Consider the following 18,836-nt stretch of genomic DNA (forward strand, 5'->3'; position numbering starts at 1 on the left):
TCTCTTATCTCTTTTATATTCACTGTTTTCTTAACCCTTGTCTCTAAAAAAATAAGAGCAGGTCTCGACTGCGCTCGACCAAACAGAAAACACAAACCATCATTGCGAGGACTTTTCGCCGAAGCAATCTATCCAATGAGTAACAAAAGATTACTATTGTAACCTCAATTCTACAGATTACTTCGTCGTGCCGCCTCACGAAGACGTGTTATTTTCACCAACTATTGACTACTAACAACTGACAACCAACACCCATCAACTAAAGCTTCCGGTGCGCCAAGACCACAGGCGGTAATCCATTAAAAGGATTATGCATTCTCCCAATCGTTTTGGCTCCCATGCCCGATGCCCGTAGCACACTTTTATCCCCATAGCGTTTACGAATGGTGTCCATGGCATCATAAAGGCTTAGAATTTCTTCCGTATCATCGAAAAGATTAATTTGGTAATTGCCAGTAACTAAATGACTAAAACGTATGCCTATCAACCGTACCAACAACCTACGGTTATACAAGATCTTGAATAAATCTAAAATCTTGGGAATAAGAATATGATCTGCACTGGTATACGGAATGCGTAATTGTTTTGAATAGGTGTTAAAATCTGAATACCTGATTTTAACCGAAATACAGGCCGTAAGCTTCTCACCACGCCTTAATTGGTAGGCTAAGTTTTCAGTCATAGCGATGAGGATGCCCCTCAACCTATTTACATCTATCGTATCCTTATCAAAAGTACGCTCAGTTGAAATCGATTTTCGCTCACAAAACGGAATCACGGGTGTATTGTCTATACCGTTCGCCCTTTTCCAAATAACACCCCCGTTGGTGCCCAATACCCGTTGCATTACTTCCATAGGCATTTCTTGTACGCTGCGTACCTGCCTTAAGCCTAGATTTCGCAAGGTCTGATAGGTTTTATCACCCACCATGGGAATCTTCTTTATAGACAGTGGTGCTAGAAAAGGCTTCTCCAGTCCTTCATCTATTTTCAACTGGTTATTTGGTTTAGCTTCATTGGTAGCTACTTTAGAAACCACCTTGTTTGCAGATAGTCCAAAAGAAATGGGGAGTCCGGTTTCTTTGATGATTTTCTTGCGCATCTCAGAGGCATACTGATAACAACCAAAAAAGCGGTCCATACCAGAAAGGTCTGCATAGAACTCGTCAATACTAGATTTTTCGAACACGGGCACATACTCCTTGATGATTTCCGTCACCACATCAGAATGTTTGCTATACTCACCTGCATTACCTCGTATTACTAAAGCTTCGGGACACAATTCACGGGCCATTTTCATGGGTATACCAGAATGTACACCAAACCCACGGGTTTCATAACTGCAGGCCGCTACCACACCTCGATCACCCGTACCACCCACCAACAAAGGCCTATTCTGCAACTCACGATTATTAAGTCGCTCAACGGACACATAAAATGTATCCAAATCAATATGAAGTATGGTCTTGCTCATAACTATCCCTCTAAAAAATTCGGGATAGCTAAATTATTGGATTTATTCCATATTATTGGATATAATCCAATATTTAACATTCTAATAATGTTCACAAATATTTAGTAATTCGCCTAAAATTTCAATCCTCTTTTAATCTACATTAGCTGGATTTTAAACTAAAAAAATATATTTATGAAAACATTTTTACCTATTGTAGCATTGCTGACATTCTCTTTTTTATCGGCCCAAGAGCCATCAGAAATACTGGTCATTGAAAAGGGTACCTGGAACCTTACGGGCAACGCTTCGCTCTCTTTTGAAGGAAACAAATCCAATTATAATCAATTACAAAATGTCTCTGAAAACTCATCGCATTACTTAGTACTAGCCCCTTCTTTTGGATACGCCCTTAAAAATGATATCGTAATTGGGGTCGGCTTAGAGTACGGAAATCAGAAAGGTGAAAATTCCAATACTGGATTCGATACCGATAATCGTTATACAAACAAAAATCAGTCGATTGGTTTGACTCCCTACATTCGTGGCTATAAGGGCATCGGAAAACAACTTTCGTTATACTTACAAGCAGAGGCAGGCTATAGTAGATTTTGGAATACAAGCAATCAAAACGGGGAGGATAGCAATAATGACGTAAAAGGAAACAATGTATTCATCGGCATACGCCCTGGTATCACCTATTTCTTGAACAAAAAATTGGCCATTGAATCTACTATTGGCTCATTGAGCTATTCGTTTGGCGATAGAAAACCTGAGGAAGACAGAGACAGCTATTCAAAAAGTACTAATTTTAGTGTAGCGTTGGTATCAGACCTATTCTTCGGTATCGCTTATTATTTTTAGCAGAAATTGAAAACCCCTGTTACCACTATGTAGATGACAGGGATTTTATAATTCTATTTTATTTGTGGCACATACCATACATCTTTCTTTAAATCTACCCCACCACCAAGTTCTTCCTGCACTACCCTGTCGATGATATAGATTCCCTTTTCTGCCATATGTTCAAAATCGTCTATACCATTGTTGGGAAAGCCGATTCTAGTCCGGTGAATATTAAATTTATCAGCAAATGTTCTATCAAAAGCTTTTTCCACCCCATCTTTACCCAGCATAAAACCTAACAACCCACCCCAAGTTGCGGTAGGGTTATCAGAATCCCACCCACAGAGTGCTCCGATTTTTATGGTTTCCTTTAAATCGCCCTCACCATACAATAAACTAACAATACTGGCCCCGAAATTAATACCCGCCGCAAAACAACCATTACATGCCTCATCTTTGGTTGCCCATAAATACCCATCTTCTTGGCGAATTTGATATTTCTCATGTAGGGCATCGCGAGCTTCTTCCCAAGTAACACCAGTTTTATATTTGGCTTTTACAAAATCGAACATTTTAGCTGAGTATGAATCATTGGGCAATTGTTTTCGGGCTTCGGTAGTCATCCAATTAAGGTTCTCTTTAGTAGCTTTGTTCTTATCAGCCGAAGGCGCCAGAGCATACATAACCACATTAAAGTTAGAAATCCATTCCGCATTTTGCCTAGCAACGGTCTGTATGGGCAAATGTGACATTTTTAGGGCCACATCTGGTCGTGTTGGGGCAAAAAAACCAAAAATTTCAGTGGTCAATTGGGCATCAATCATTTCATAATGTGGGTTGTTTTCAGGTAATCCCGTTTCTGGCGGCAGCATACCTTCCTCCATTAAATCGAGCGCCTGTTGATTAGATACCCACAAATAGTTCTCTTCTTCTTTTTTAATATGCTTCAGCCATCCGGACCTAATCATTTCACCTGTTAAGATTGAGGTTTTGTTCTCATAGAGCAACTCCTGATACATATATTCAATATCCGTATCATCATCCGCACCCCAAATACTGTCTTCCTCGGCATATAAAAAATCAATTGTCTTAGAATAGTTATTTGAATCCCATAAATTAGGCTGGTCTGCTTTTTCCCAATCATCCCTAGTATAAAATCCTTCCCCTTTACCTTCACTATTGGGAATCCCGATTTTATCCATTTCAGTAACTAATCCCGTCCAATTGGCAATACATTGGCCTAACCAAAAGCCGTATAATTTATTCTTGTATTCTGGCCTTGAGATTTCAAAATCTGTATTTTTTGGTTGATAGCTGTTATAGTCTAACAATGAATCTTTTACCACTTCCTGTTTAATTTGCGCAGTCGAATCTATTTTATTCTTACACGAAACAGTGTGGATTATCATTAGAAATACAAAAAGCCTCTTGACAACCTTACCTTTTAAATCTTCATTAAAAAATAGGATCATAGTATTTATTTTTATTATCACTAAAACTAGGTAAATAATGTAGTTTGGCTGTATTGGTCAACCAATAAAATGGGATGTACTCAAGTATTTACCATCTACAGGTTTAACACTATCTTTGAAACAAGACTCTAAATATGCGTCAAAACCATTTTTTAATTTTGTGGCTTTTAGGCCTTTTTACGGCAACTTCTTTCGGGCAGGATAATTCGGATACTCCTAATTCTGTAATAAACCTTGCCAAACCCGATGCAGGTACAGTGTGGAATATTCTAGATAGGGTTACAATGGAATGGAACACTGTGAATATTGATACAAGTAAAACTATTCGCTTTTTTCTGGTGCGTAATGAAATGGTGGTTCAAGAATTAGGGACTTTTAAAAATGATGGTATTGAAGATGATATTGAACTCGCTAAAAACATCGGCTCGGGTAATCGATATCAAGTAGTGGCCATAGAATTGTTCCCAGACAATAAATTTAAAATTGCTAAAAAGGTTACTTCATTCTTTACCATTACCAATGCAGCATCTGATGAGCGAAAGAAAAAGCAGCAGTTAGCAAATGCCAACCCTACTGTAAATCAAAAAAAATCAAGTAACAAGAAACAAGTAGCTATCATAAAACCTCAAGAATTGCAAGCAAAAAGCAAACCGATTTTAAGGGAGTCTTTTGAAGGAAGAAAAATATCGTACACCAAAAAAATTGAATTCGATTCTGAAAATATAATTATAAAAATCTGGGATCATGGTAGGCAAGATGGGGATATCGTCTCCATTTACCTGAACGGAATTTCTGTAGTATCGAAATACTATTTGACTTATTTTAAAAAAGAATTTAACTTAAAATTAGACCCGAAAAAATCTAATGACCTATTCCTTTACGCTCACAATTTAGGAAATTCACCTCCGAACACCGTTTCGTTGGAGATTTCAGATGGTAAAAAGGCAGAAAATATCATCCTTAATTCAGACCTTAAAAGTTGTGAGGCCGTGTTGATCAGTGTTAGGTAACACAAATTAGACGGCTCTATATTCAATTAAGCTACTTCTTGAAAAGTAATGATTCCTTTGTCAAAGTTATACCCCTAACTTCATCATTCAAAAAAGTAATTACCGTACTTGTTCGTTAAGGCATATCGTTTACACCACATTTTGATTTAAGCTTATTGATACTTGTTTATTTCTGATATTGTTTTCATTAAAGAATCCTAAAAAAGTGGACAATTAGATAAGAGTCATGCTGCTATTTGTTGATTGTACATTTCGTTTTCAAATTCTTCTATGGTTTTATAGCCCAATGTAGAGTGCATTCTTCTTCTGTTGTACCAAGTTTCTATCCATTGGAAAATAGATAGCTCCGCATTGGACCTAAGATCATAATCATGTTTGTATACCCATTCTACCTTTAAGCTCTTAAAAAATGATTCTGCCACCGCATTGTCCCAACAATTTCCTTTTCTGCTCATACTTTGCTTTACCGTTCCATCATAACTTTTTAGGATATTGGTAAATCTGTGACCGGCATATTGAGACCCCCTATCGGAATGAAATATGAGTTCTTTTGTTATATTATTGGACTTAACGGCCATATTCCAAGCAGAGATTATAGTGTCACTTGTATTTAAGGTTTCGCCCATCGACCACCCTACGACCTTTCTATGGAACAGATTGATAATCACGGTCAGATACATCCATCCCTGTTTAGTCTCTATATAGGTAATATCGGACACCCAAACCTGATTCTTTCTAAAGACCGTAAAGTTCTGGTTCAAAATATTTCGGACCAACGGATAGTTGTGCCCGCTGTCCGTTGTAATCCTGAACTTACGCTTTCTTCTGGCGAACAGATTATTGGCCCTCATTATCTTGGCAACTCGTGGTCTGGAAACACGATATCCCTTTTTCGAGAGTTCCTCTTTGATTCTTGGTGCCCCATAACTCCCGAAACTATCCTTGAAAACATCCCGTATGACCGACAATATCGTTTGGTTTTCCAACCATCTTTTGGATGGTTCCCTGCCTAACCAATGATAATAACTGCTTTTACTTAACTTGTACATTATGCACATCTTCTGAAGCTGAAAATTTTAATTTATGGTGTTTTATGAACTTATATTTTTCCTGTCGCTCTAGGAGAAGATAGCTATCGCCTTTTTTAGAATATCACGTTCCAGTTCGGCATCCCTCATTCTTTTCCTCAACTCGGCAATCTCACGTTCCCCTTACTCGGAAAACTGTTCTTGCCATAGGCTCCCGATTCCCTGCGCCAGCGGCTCAATACTGATGTAGGTATATCCAGCTCCCTGCATATCTCAATAACGCTACCACGTGCGTAACTGAGTTCCATAGCTTTTTCCTTAAAATCAAAGGTGTAATTTCTTTTTTCTCTTGACATTTTTCAAAGTTAATTTAAACAGCTAACACGCTCTTAACTCTAAGTCCAGTTAAATATAGTAAGTCCACTTTGAGTAGGGACTGAATTTGATACCTTTGAGCAAGGCTAAGTTGTTTATAATTTTTCATGCAAGACGAATATAAATATTGAGCCTAAAACAGATGGGGCTAGCCCCATCTGTTTTAAATATTCGTGTTGCACTTATGACTTGAACTTAGAAAATACACTCTTATTTTTCTCTGACTTAGTGCCGTTACAATCAAATTCGATCTGACTTTATAATTTCACAAGTAATCCTATCAAGTTCTATATTTATGTTTCTTCCAAATGTTCTCAAAATCATTTTTGTAAAAAGATATATCCCCAGTAGTGTTCTTCTAGGAATAGTTCCGGAAGCTGAGGAGTAGCCTAATCAAGTAAAAATAAAATGTCCTTTTTAAGGTAAATGTGCTCATGTTGTAATCTAAAGTCAAAATATTTAAAATAATTGAGTTCAAAAAAAAGATCCAATAACTTCAAATTATAGTAGGAGCTATTATTCTCCGTTCAAGACCAATACTTCTAACCAGATTTGTTCCCAAACGATAACCTTGGGGAAAAATTTATAGTTCAATAAAATTTTACTTTTTTGATTCTTAATTTCCTATAAGTTGTTATTTTTATGAAACCAGATTGCTATGCGGCCTATAGTTTTGCAAAAGCGATAAAACTTTATCTATACAACAAAACATGAAGATAGCAGTTGCCCAGTTTGAACCAAAAAACGGAGATAAAAACTACAACCTATCAATAATCCGAAAACTTGCAGAAAAAGCAAAATCAAGTGGTGCCGACGTGATAAGTTTTCACGAAATGTCTATTACCGCTTATACTTTTACAAAAGATTTAAGTCTAGAACAGATAACGGAATTGGCAGAGGATGTGCCAAGCGGAAACAGCACCCAGGAATTGATTGCAATCTCCAAAGAATTGGATATTCCGATTTTGGCAGGTCTTGTAGAGAAATCGAAAGGAAAAGTATATAACACGTATATCTGCGTTACGGGAGAAGGTTTGGTCGCCAAGTATCGAAAAATACATCCGTTTATTAACAAATACATGTCTGCTGGCGATGAATATTGTGTATTCGACCTTCTTGGATGGAAATGCGGAATTTTGATTTGCTATGACAATAATGTGATTGAAAACGTACGCGCAACAAGCATTCTCGGAGCGGAATTAATTTTCGCACCCCACGTTACGGGATGCACACCATCTGCAATGCCACATCGAGATTATGTAGACGATAAATATTGGCAGAATCGTGAAAGCGACCCAGTTTCTTTACGAATGGAATTTGATGGCCCAAAAGGTAGACGTTGGCTAATGCGTTGGCTACCGGCAAGGGCTTACGACAATGGAGTTTACTATGCGTTTACCAACCCGATTGGATATGATGGTGAACAGCTAAAAAATGGTAATTCGATGATAATCGACCCATACGGAGAAGTCTTATCGGAAATAAAGTCATTCGAAAACGATATTACGATTTCAAAAATAACGAAAGAGAAAATTCAACTTTCAGGGGGATGGAGATACAAAAATGCTCGAAGACCTGAACTTTATAAAGATATTATTGGCGGAAACCACAAATCAGACACAACACCAGTATGGATGAAGGAAAAAAAAGACAAAGACTGATCAATGTCGGTGACTCTTATTTTATTTTAATTCTCACCCTGTACATACCCCCATTATCATTTGTATCATCATCATTAATACCTAAATACAGCCGTCCTGATTTATATGCATTAATTTCCTGTCTTTTTCCAATAAAAAAATAATCAGAAGATTCTTTGCCTATTTTTCCTATTAAAGCTCCTGTTCCTATAGCAGGTAAAGGATTATTTTCCCTCTGTGTATATGGAGTTGCTCCATCAGGGTTACAGAAGTTCTTAGCGTTAAGATTCCAAAGAATTTTACCGTTAGCACTTATATCAATGAGTTGTCCATCTTTCAAATCAATACCGGTATCAAACCAATTCGCTTTACCTGATATGGTAAAAGTTCTACCTATCATAGGAAATAGTTCATACACTTCATCATCATTAGGTTGACGACCAAACTCTGCAATCTCAAATTCTTCCACAAACGTTACATTTTGTGCTATTTCTTTTCCATACCATTTTTGTAGTGCAATTAAATTATCTGGTCTGGCAATACTGAATGGAATCGTATTATGAAATAGAAATTCAGCTTGCTTTTTCTTGCTTGCCAAGACTTCATCTAAAACACCTTCCGCTTTAGGGTTTGCCTCGACCACTTGAGATTCATGGGCTCCACATGATGCAAGCTTTGTTTCCCAAACTTCATCTATGTCGATAGCAACATCGGGAATGTATGAAAAGGCAGCAGTATGAAAATCACGCATATACATAAACACAGGCATTCTTTGCTGATCTAGTTGTTCAGATGCCTCTCGCACAATCCAACCTGCATTCATATTATCGTTATGACCGCCTTTAGCAGGATAAAAAGTAAAGACAATATCAGCGTTCCAGGCTTCAATTGATTTAATTACTTTTCTCCTTATTTCTTCTGTATTTTTCAATACGCCATCATGGTAATCCAATATTTCATAGGCTGACAAACCTAAAATTTCTTTGGCCTTCATGGCTTCTTTATATCTGCGTTCAGCAAGATCTTTGGGCTTCATGGAATAATGCCCTGCATCACCATTAGTAAGCGACATAAATTTTACTTCATGCCCTAGTTTGGAGTACAATGCCGCTACTCCACCTGCATAAATTTCACCTTCATCAGGGTGAGCGAATATCACCAAAACACGCAACGATTGTTGAGCATAAGCAAACTTTATAGTACTAAGAAGTATTATGGCTATGATGTATTTTTTCATTTCTTTTTTTTTACTGTATGTATAAATTCATTCATAATTTGTGTTCGACGTAAGGGAATAATGTACTCATTGTCTCAATTCTTGTGCCCATTATAACTTAATGTAAAACTCTTAAGTGGAACATCATGTAGTCCTTAAAAAATCGATAAATATCCCGAATAATTAAACCGTTGCTCAAAGGTGATTTCTTTGAAATCCTTAGCTACTATAGCTACATGTTTATGGTTTCAAAAAATGATTTTTCACGAATCAATGATGTCCTTATTTTTTGTGCTTAAGTGTTTTACTGTGTACATTGCTGATAGTGAAATATCATTTGTTACTATTCTTTACTGCAGCTATCATACTTCGTAAACATTCGGCCTGACTGCCTTTTGTATCTGTTTCAGGATTAGGGTTGTAATATTCTTTCAGAAAACTATCTACAGGAGACCAAACAGTATGCATCACCCCTAGATATCTTTCAGCCATTTCAGGGGTGGAGTTTTGTTTGAACGAATACATCATGGCAACCTGCTCTTCCGCTACTTTAGGTTTTCTCCACGGACAGGCTATTACTCGAAACCCTTTCATAGCAAAATAGGCTGGTGTCGGTATAGCCTTTTCATAATGCCAGTCGCAAATGACCACAGACTTTGAAAGCAGATTAATTGCACCTGCCGTATTGTTCATACTACCTTCCCACATACCAATTCCTGAATCGGAGCCATCAATGAGACGGTCTCCCCAAATCCATAATTCAGTCTCCGTTTCATTTAAGTGCCTTTCCAATTTATTGACTTCGTTGGCAAATAACTTTGCCGGACTCTTACCTTTGCAACGTGGACAATCGGGATGGGCAAGATAAAAAACTTCATCCATCCCCGCATGAAAAGCCTTGGCTTCGAACACCTTCACTATTTCATCCATTAAATCAAAGACAACCTCGTGCACCTCTGGATTTAAGGGACAATAGCTTTTACAGTATAGCCCGTCATCATTGGGCCACTCATATTTTTCAGGAAGTTTAACATTGGGGGTTTCATCAAATTGTGGGTAGACCTCCAGTAATTTTCCAAGGCCGCTGTGCCAAGATTGATGCCCCAATAGGTTCACTTGGGGAATTAGGTTGATATTATACTTCTTACAAACCGCTACCAGTTTTTTTACATCTTCCTTACTCAGTGGGTTGTCGCCTCTCAATTCTGGTCTAGATTCGTAAGCATAATTAAAATCGACTCTAAGAATGAGGGTGTTTATTCCCCCAGGAGCCAGCTCTGTTTCTATAAAACCAACAAATTCATTTACTTTCTCTTTTGTTGGCGCCGCAATACAGAGGCCATTTACAGAAAAAACAGATTGTCCAAATGCTACAATTGAACAAAAAGACAGGACTATAAAAGCAATTTTTTTTATCATAATAATGTATGTTTTAAAGTTTTAGTTTAAACCCTTTTTTTTCAAAAAATCCCGCAAGAACAACAACCAAGTAGGAAAATATAAGTGAGCTCAAAAGGCCAATAATTCCTGTACTCAAAATTTTAGGCAATTCAAAATTCAAAATATTTCGCATAGGATAAATGATATAGGGCAACAAATAACAAGTTAAAGTAGCAGTTCCCGCAGGAGCAATTATTCTAGACCAGCTAGTGATTTTTTTTCTATCTGCAACATAATGCAAAATAACAAAAAGAAAAAAGCCCATACCCGAACATATGGCAAGCCAAGAAGGGGTTTCCTGCATCTTAGAAATTCCCCATAGTGAACGAGTACCAAATCCGTATACGAGACATACGATACCTAACAGTAGCAAGACAAAATAACTTCGTTTTATGTTGGTATTTGATAATTTAACAAATAGTAGTGAAGCCACAATACCAGCAGTCGTAAATGCGGGCACCGTACCACTAAATATTGTAGGAAAATAGTTGAGTACTCCACTAAATTCGGGAATAAATCCTTTTTGATTTAAAACGGAAAGAATATTAAAAATCAACCAGACAACCACCATAAAAGATAAATTTCCTCGTACGAAAATAAAAACCAGAGCATTAGCAAGGTATGCCCAACCAATAAGACCCAAGATACCCCACCATTGTGTTCGCATCCAATATTCTCCAGATGCTCCGCCTTTATAAATTATAGCCAAGTATATGAAAACAATAAAACCTAAAACCTGTAAGGGACGATGCCACTTTTTTGATACTGGACTTTTTGTCCAATTCGTCCAAATTAGAAATACCGCTATTGCCATTAATATGCACCAAAAATACTTACCAACAACAATACCTTCATCATAAGCAGTCTCATAGTTAACCATAAAAACACCTATAAACAGCAATGACAAAGACCTAATAAAAATATGCTTGGCAATTAACCAACGGCTATCGCCTTTACTCAAACGATTCTCGATCGCAAAGGGTATACTTAAACCAACGATGAATAAAAACAAAGGGAAAATGACATCTGAAAAGCCTAAATAATCTTCATTTGGTTTAGCATGTGCTAACCACTTAGGGACTTCTTCAAGTATCCAAAAGTCATTTACCCAAATCATGAAGAACATGGTCAATGCTCTTAAAATATCGATAGATGCCAATCTCATAAACGTGTTTAATTTTAAGTTAACATTAAACCAATATCAAGTCATTTTTATTTCTTTTCCATTTTATAAGCATCGGCATAACTAATTAGTTTAATGTTTCTTTCTTGAACAATAGACTTAACTAAATCGCTGGTAATAGCATCAGTAACAGCTTGCCTATGTATAGCCATACGTACGTTTGCATCATGCCCCCTACCTAAAATAGCTCTTGTTTCTTCATTATTTAAGGCCGGGTGCATTATAAAAACATTAAGCCCTGGCTTAATGTTTTGCAAAAAATGAACCAATTCATCTTCCTTTTTATCTGGTTCATCTGTCCAAAAATTACCAGCATAATCGGTTCCAAAACCAACCGGAAGATTATATTCCTGCGATAGTTCACTACATATTTTATTTAGTCGTTTATCGGTAATCGGTAAAAACATATGCGTAGATAAATGGCTTATGTGTGGGATATATTTTAATGCCATATCTATTTGCGCTTTCAATTCATTTTTAATCTCAGCTTCATCCATAGTTGCTGTATACAAATCCGCTTCGGTACTTACAAAATATCCATTTGAATCAACCAAACTTGGGGCATTCGTTAAGGGTCCCCACTTGTAATTATCCCATTCGGAGGTTAGGCATAAATGTACTCCAACATCTAAACCCGGATTTTCTCTCAATAATGCTGCAGCTTCATAAAATTTAGGTGCTGGCACAATAACTTCTATTGATTTCATTATACCCTTCTTATAAGCATGAATACTGGCTTGGTTTGCGGCATCACAAAACCCCATATCATCGCCCCGGACTACTAAATAAGAATCGCCTTGCCCGAATGAGCATAAGACTCCTAACAATACCGCCGTAATAAAAAACAAATATTTCATACTAATTAAGTGATAGAATTAACAAATTAAAGCTTAAGTGTTTTCTACACGTATTTAAGTTTATTAAAATTCGGAGATTAACGACAGCCATTTTGTGGCTGATGAATTCCATATTTCTTTGTAGGTAGCAGTATTAAATTGCGGCCAGTAAGGCTCATCCCCGTTAAATTTAGATTGCATACCTACTGGAATCTCACCAACGGTTTCTCCAAGCAGCGCTGTATATTGTTGCGCATAATTACTGCCTTCTCCCCATATAAGTGATTGTCCGAAAGGATTTTTTCCGACTATCCAGAATAATTGCTGTTCAGCAATATCTAACAGTTTTTTATCATTCAGAAATTTACCGCTAAGTGCGGCTGCTTTACCTGTTGACAAATGAACTGCGGCATTACCTCTGAAAGAGAACCATACGGGGAAAACACGCAAATAATGCTCTGAATCAAGTTTAACTCCATTTTCCAATTGCTTCTTGTAATCTTTTCCGGCCCCTTCGGAAATTCCAACCTGTACTCTGTAAAAATTGAGAGAATCCTTTACCTCATCCACATGATATACTCCACTTGGCATCATACCATAGGGATCTACATATTTCATAATTGTTTTTAAATAATCACCATACATTTCAATAGATGCTTTCCATTTTTGATAATCAGGATTATCGGGCTGTGTTTCACAAAGTGTAGTCAAGGCCTGCATATAAATGAAGTCGCGAGATTGATGGGTGTAATGAACAATTGACTTTTTATTTAAGTCACGATAAAAGAACCCGCGCAATCTATCCTTATCTTTCAAAGGTTGGGTTCGTTGGCAATCTAAGGTATACTTTATTGCCTTGGCAGCTTCCTTGGCGTAATACTGATCTCCTGTTAATTTGAACAACAAACTTGCACTGTATGATATATTGGCCATATACTGGCTATTGGAAGCCATTGCCGCATGGTCCCCGCCGCCGCCGCCGCTCAACTCATCGAATCCAAGGCGGTCGAATCTTTCTTTGGCAAAAGCATAGTCTTCAATAGCTACTTTTTGTAAATTAAACTTTAGCATTTCATCATCCGCTATCATCGTTGAAGCGTAGGCTTCTATTCCCGAAAAAAGAAAATTTTCAAAAGCGCGATCATGGACCCTTACTTTTCTGCGTTTTGTAGAATCATCTTTAGTTCCTATAAAACCATCGGTCCATAAATTGGTACCCCAAGTTTGGGCACGATACCCATCATCTAGTCGGGTTTTAAGAATATAATCAAGACCCCATTTTGCCTCTTCCATTAACCTAAGGTAGAGTTCTTGATTGTTTTTCTCTTTCGCATTACTAGCCATTTCTAGTAATGAATAAGCTAATTCCCCAGTTTGTAATGTTTGTTGTGACATATCTGCCGCATCGTGCCAACCTCCATTCACAGGAAATACTTTTTCATTAAATGTACCATTCAAGTCGGCATGGCAAGCCCCGTGCTTACCAGGAACCGGATAACCACATCGTTCACAAAAGATAAAATTCAGTACTCGCCAAGCGGAATCGTCCCAAATGTTTTGGTTGATATAAAAAGGTTTGGTAGTTACCTCCCCAACCCGGATTGTATATTGACCCTCTTTTTTGAAATCACTAAAGTTGATGGTCTCAAAATCACCGATAAGGGTTTTCTTTCTATTGATTTTCCCATTGTAAACCACGTCATTTGTTGCGTGGTCAATCAACTCAAAATTACCATTGTGCTTTTCGACTCTCACAATAGCCGATTTATCACTCTGCACGCGGTATCCGGTGGTGGAGTGTATTATTCTATTTTTTGCAGGAGTCCAACCGCTGACTACTTCTGGGTTTTCAACGGTTTCTAGCGATACGGCATCAATATCAAATATCAGCGAATCGCCCATAGTTCGTTCTTTGCCAAATACTTCAATGGCGAATTTTAGTTTGGTTACTTTATCACGCGGTAGTTCAGGCATTTCTACAAAGACTTCGTTCCATTGTCCGTTGATCAAATTCATTTCATGGATACCTTCACGCCCATATTTGTCGGGGACTTTGATCTTTCCATCATTTTCTATATATAGATTCAGATAGATACTACGGTCACCTTCACAATTGGGATAGATGAACAGTCTTATCCGGTTATATTTTTCCCAGTTAGCCCCATTTACGTCGAAACTAGCCATCGAAGTGCCAAAACCTAATCCCCAATCTAAAAATTGAGGGTAGGTTGTGGGTGCTGTCAACCTCAGGCTGTTTTTTCCTGATATACTTCTCTCCTTTGTAAGTTTCAGTCCACCAATACCTTCGTGAGACCATCCATTCAGGTCTTCCATATCACTGAACAAATCACTCTTGACTACTTTTTTGGTTAATCCAAAAACTTCAAAAGACTTACTGTAATCAAGCGGTAGTGGACTATTGTGGAGATAGCCCGTATTGCGAATATCCTTTTTTAATTTTTCATCTATTTGAGCCCATAAAAAATTGGTGGCACAAAGAACCAATGCTAGTAAAATCAATATTTTTTTCATTATGTTCTATTTTTTGACATTCTTTTGTTATTCGAATACTCTGTTCACTTTATTGTTGATTATAACTGAATTCTTTGTTCAACACGCTAATTAGATAGAGTTTAGGGTCGCTGAAATAGGTCCAAAACATGGCACCTGCGAGTCCATGTTCTTGTATATAATCACATTTTAATTTTACCGATTCTTCATCATCGTACGTAATAAAATGTTTCTCTTTTTTATTAAACAGATAAGGAGCTTTTGACTCCTCATCCCAATAACGCACATACCCATTTTTATTTACTAGACTATCTTTTATAAAAGAGTAACCGCCGCCAGATTTTGGTGAAACGGGAATTTGATACAGCCCATTGTTGTCTGTACTTGCAACCACTTTTCCTTTGCCATAAAATCCTATGCCCATGACAACTTTTGAAAGATCAACACCTACTTTTTTCAGATTCTGTATAGTTAAATCTGCAGAATACAGATAGGGCCTGTTCTCTGGAGCATATAAATTTTGATGATGCGAAGACAAATTGTCGTACGTATTGTCAAAATCGTAGCTCATTACGTTTATGTAGTCGAGGTACTTTTGTGCAACCTCCATTTCGGTATGCTGTAAAAACTCTCTTGAACCACCAATAGCAGTTGTTACAAAATATTGTTTTTTGGTTTTTTTTCCCAATGCATCAAGTTGCTCACGTAAATACCTAAACAGGTTAGTGTAATTCTTTCCATCTTCTGACCTAAAAGTGTTATCATCACCCTTCATACCAGGGTATTCCCAGTCTATATCCACACCATCAAAGTTGTATTTCTCAACAATATCTACAGCGCTTTTAGTAAATTTCATGGTTAATTCATCGGTCAGCGTTGCGTCTGAGAAATGTTTGCTCCAAGTCCACCCTCCCACAGAAATCATCAGTTTCAAGTCAGGGTTGATTTTTTTAAGCTCGTTCAATTTCCGAAAATTAACCGTATCGGTCTTTTCATTGTGCAGCCAAGCAAGGTTATCTTTAATATCGACAAAGGCATAATTGATATGTGAAAGCCTTTTGGTATCAATTTTATTTGTTTCAATAAGGTTTCCATTATAACCCCCTACATAACCTATAATAACTGGTTTTTTGATGTTTTGCGCCATTAAACACTGAATACTAGACAGACCCAATACTAGGCTTAATGAAAGTTGAATAATTATTTTTTTGAAGTGCATACTACTATTTTTTGTTAGTGCTTAATTATCTTTCGTTAATCCTAAAGCCAAATATTCTTTGACTATAACCATTCTTGTAATCGCAATTTTCAATACTATTGAGCTTACCTAAAAACCATATCCAACATTCGCTGATGACACTACTTCAAAATGGCCATCTATTGAGAACTTGTATAGGTTCTGATTGTTCAACCCTATAAAGTATTTTTAAACTAAATCCGTTCTTTAGTAGTTCATCAACTATAAATTCCGAATTCACTTTATATAATCGTTTTAAAAATACGCTTGATTTTATTAGCGTTTATTGAGACTTTTGTGTCGATATGAAATGCATATCAAAAACTTAACTAGTTCTTTCCGAACCGAAAATAAGATTATTATATAGCGACAATTTTATTTTTATCTAAACTGCACATATTTGTTGATCAACGGCTCGTCTCTTTAGATAACCGTCATTGAAGGTTTGAATATAATGACATTACTCTTAAAGAATTTTGAAAACGATTGACATATCACTACTTTTCACCTAATTAAAATACACTTAATTTAATACGCTAAGGTGATCTGGAATATCGAAAAAAATATGAGACTAACCATATCTCGCAAGTACCATATCCTATTTTGGCTCCTTTATTTTGCTTTTAATTCAATTCGATGGGGCAGTTATTTTGACGATTATTGGTATTCCTTTAAATCGAATTTGATAGAGTTTCCATTACATATTATTATCGTGTATTTTAATATTTACTATTTAGTTCCCAAATTTATAATCGGCAAGAAATACAAATCTTACATTACCTCATTAATAATTGTCCTTGGAATAAACTACTTCGTAAGAATCGGCCTTGTTTACTGGCTTGTAACGACTGACACATCGCCTATAGTGCAAGGGGAGAGTGACTTATTCAGTTTTAATCATATTATTGCCATTACACTTGGAGAAATTTATGTGCTAGCATTGGTATCGGGCATTAAATTTACCATTGATTATGTCATTCAACTGAACAAGAACAATCAACTTTTAGAGCTTCAAACCGAAACTGAAATGAACTACCTAAAGGCACAAATTCAACCTCATTTTTTCTTTAATACCTTGAACAGTTTGTATGCCCTGACGTTGAAAAAATCTGAAAAAGCAGCGGAAGTGGTTTTGAAATTGTCAGAAATCATGGAATACGTTTTATATGATTTGAACAAAAAGAAAATACCTTTGCTTAAAGAAATTAACTATGTACGGAACTATATAGAATTAGAGCAGATTAGGAGGGGTGATTTGGTTGATTCTAATGTCGAAATTATAGGTGAAATAGATGATATATTACTTCCTCCATTTTTATTTCTTCCTTTTGTCGAAAATTGCTTTAAGCATGGCCAGTTGAGTTCAGGGAAAATATGTATTAAAATGACTTTTAAAAGGGATGAAAAAGAGCTTGAATTTGTATTAGTGAACAGTTATGAACAAGATAATTTTCCCAAAGTCAAGTCTGGCATAGGAATTATAAATGTAAAAAGAAGGCTTGATTTGAACTACGGAAATACGTTTCAACTGAAAAACTATCCTACTGAAAATGAATATATAGTTGTCTTAAAAATCCCCCTTAAATGAAAATAAATTGTTTGATAATTGATGATGAACCTCTTGCTATAAGTGTATTGGAATCCTATATTAAAAAACTGGATACTATGACCGTAGTAAATACGTATACCAATGCCATAGATGCCCTTCAGGATATAAAAAGCGGAAGTATTGATGTTGTTTTTTTGGATATCAATATGTCACGAATTACCGGCCTTGATTTTCTACGCACCTTAAAAATTTATCCTTTTATTATCATTACAACCGCGTATCGTGAATATGCATTAGAGAGCTACGAGCTTGATGTTCTTGACTATTTGGTTAAACCTATCCCTTTTAATCGATTTTTAAAATCAGCAAATAAACTTAGTGATAGGCTAAATGTAAGAAAAGAAGAAGTAGTACGCATGGCATCAGAACCCCATATTTTTCTTAAAATAGATAAGAAGATGGTAAAAGTCGTCTTAAATGAAATTCTCTATATAGAAAGTTTAAAAGATTATATTAAACTTCATACAACGACCGGTTACCGCATTGCATATAAAGCATTATCAAGTATTGTTGAAGAACTGCCTTCTGAAAATTTTATAAGAGTTCACAAATCATATGCTGTAGCAATCAACAAAGTAGAATCACTTGATGGTAATCGAATTGAGATCAAAAACAAAATCGTGCCTATTGGTAGAATTTATATAAAAAAGGTAAAGGAGCTAATTCTTAACGGCAATGTAATCTTTCCCAAGAATTTTATACCTCCTAAAAGCGGTGAGATAAATTGAGAACAACTGGGGAAGGACTATCTTAAATTTTTTAAACAGGAAATAGTTAGTTATGCTGCCCCAATTATTTTCTGTGATTATTGTAATCGCATCATATAAAAAAAGGGAGGCTATTTAATAATGACTTGAAACGAACAAGGTTGGTAATCCACTCTCTAGTCTTCTAACGAAGCTCGAAAAATATTTTTTTTTGCAACGTTAATCGAAGACAAACAGGATGGTTATTTACGTTAAGGAAATCATCAAAAATTA

The 18,836-nt window shown here is 36.4% G+C and carries 13 protein-coding genes and 1 pseudogene; 5 read left to right on the top strand and 9 right to left on the bottom strand.

Features of this window, described 5'->3' with window-relative positions:
- Positions 1 to 259: 259 nt before the first annotated feature.
- A complete protein-coding gene (gene dinB, locus ES765_RS10870; RefSeq protein ID WP_138114171.1) occupies positions 260 to 1,474 on the bottom strand; it encodes a DNA polymerase IV in 1,215 nt (404 codons plus the stop codon).
- 174 nt (positions 1,475 to 1,648) lie between these two features.
- On the opposite strand from dinB, the gene ES765_RS10875 reads away from it, so the two are divergent.
- Positions 1,649 to 2,317 (top strand): outer membrane beta-barrel protein, encoded by a 669-nt coding sequence (locus tag ES765_RS10875; RefSeq protein ID WP_138114174.1) that lies wholly within the window; start codon positions 1,649 to 1,651, stop codon positions 2,315 to 2,317.
- A gap of 53 nt (positions 2,318 to 2,370) precedes the next feature.
- On the opposite strand, the gene ES765_RS10880 is transcribed toward ES765_RS10875, so the two are convergent.
- The gene (locus ES765_RS10880; protein ID WP_212744233.1) at positions 2,371 to 3,771 is read right to left on the bottom strand and encodes an ADP-ribosylglycohydrolase family protein; all 1,401 of its coding nucleotides are present in this window, start codon (positions 3,769 to 3,771) and stop codon (positions 2,371 to 2,373) included.
- Positions 3,772 to 3,905: 134 nt separating this feature from the next.
- Between ES765_RS10880 and ES765_RS10885 the strand changes: the two genes are divergently transcribed.
- Positions 3,906 to 4,781, top strand: coding sequence for a hypothetical protein (locus ES765_RS10885; protein ID WP_138114177.1), 876 nt, complete (start codon positions 3,906 to 3,908; stop codon positions 4,779 to 4,781).
- 224 nt (positions 4,782 to 5,005) lie between these two features.
- Here the strand turns inward: ES765_RS10885 and ES765_RS10890 are convergent.
- A pseudogene (locus tag ES765_RS10890) lies at positions 5,006 to 6,165 on the bottom strand (IS3 family transposase).
- 729 nt (positions 6,166 to 6,894) lie between these two features.
- Here ES765_RS10890 and ES765_RS10895 point away from each other — a divergent pair.
- A complete protein-coding gene (locus ES765_RS10895) occupies positions 6,895 to 7,845 on the top strand; it encodes a nitrilase family protein (RefSeq protein ID WP_138114180.1) in 951 nt (316 codons plus the stop codon).
- 16 nt (positions 7,846 to 7,861) lie between these two features.
- Here the strand turns inward: ES765_RS10895 and ES765_RS10900 are convergent, their stop codons facing one another.
- The 6 genes from ES765_RS10900 to ES765_RS10925 form a co-directional block, all read right to left on the bottom strand.
- Positions 7,862 to 9,061, bottom strand: a complete 1,200-nt coding sequence (locus tag ES765_RS10900; protein ID WP_138114183.1) for a PIG-L deacetylase family protein — start codon at positions 9,059 to 9,061, stop codon at positions 7,862 to 7,864.
- A gap of 312 nt (positions 9,062 to 9,373) precedes the next feature.
- Positions 9,374 to 10,459 (bottom strand): family 20 glycosylhydrolase, encoded by a 1,086-nt coding sequence (locus ES765_RS10905; protein ID WP_138114186.1) that lies wholly within the window; start codon positions 10,457 to 10,459, stop codon positions 9,374 to 9,376.
- A gap of 13 nt (positions 10,460 to 10,472) precedes the next feature.
- Positions 10,473 to 11,645: a DUF5009 domain-containing protein gene (locus tag ES765_RS10910; RefSeq protein WP_138114189.1), complete on the bottom strand. Its 1,173-nt coding sequence runs from the start codon at positions 11,643 to 11,645 to the stop codon at positions 10,473 to 10,475.
- 47 nt (positions 11,646 to 11,692) lie between these two features.
- A complete protein-coding gene (locus tag ES765_RS10915) occupies positions 11,693 to 12,520 on the bottom strand; it encodes a ChbG/HpnK family deacetylase (protein ID WP_138114192.1) in 828 nt (275 codons plus the stop codon).
- A 63-nt stretch (positions 12,521 to 12,583) separates the two neighbouring features.
- Positions 12,584 to 15,031 (bottom strand): glycoside hydrolase family 9 protein, encoded by a 2,448-nt coding sequence (locus ES765_RS10920; RefSeq protein WP_138114195.1) that lies wholly within the window; start codon positions 15,029 to 15,031, stop codon positions 12,584 to 12,586.
- Positions 15,032 to 15,080: 49 nt separating this feature from the next.
- Entirely contained in the window at positions 15,081 to 16,229 is a 1,149-nt protein-coding gene (locus ES765_RS10925; RefSeq protein ID WP_212744234.1) for a glycoside hydrolase family 18 protein, read from the bottom strand.
- Positions 16,230 to 16,812: 583 nt separating this feature from the next.
- Here ES765_RS10925 and ES765_RS10930 point away from each other — a divergent pair.
- Positions 16,813 to 17,835, top strand: a complete 1,023-nt coding sequence (locus ES765_RS10930; protein ID WP_138114198.1) for a sensor histidine kinase — start codon at positions 16,813 to 16,815, stop codon at positions 17,833 to 17,835.
- Positions 17,832 to 18,584, top strand: coding sequence for a LytR/AlgR family response regulator transcription factor (locus ES765_RS10935; protein ID WP_138114201.1), 753 nt, complete (start codon positions 17,832 to 17,834; stop codon positions 18,582 to 18,584). Before ES765_RS10930 ends, ES765_RS10935 begins: the two co-directional genes overlap by 4 nt.
- The last annotated feature ends 252 nt before the right edge of the window (positions 18,585 to 18,836 follow it).

Source organism: Maribacter sp. ACAM166 (assembly GCF_005771495.1).
Lineage (GTDB): Bacteria > Bacteroidota > Bacteroidia > Flavobacteriales > Flavobacteriaceae > Maribacter.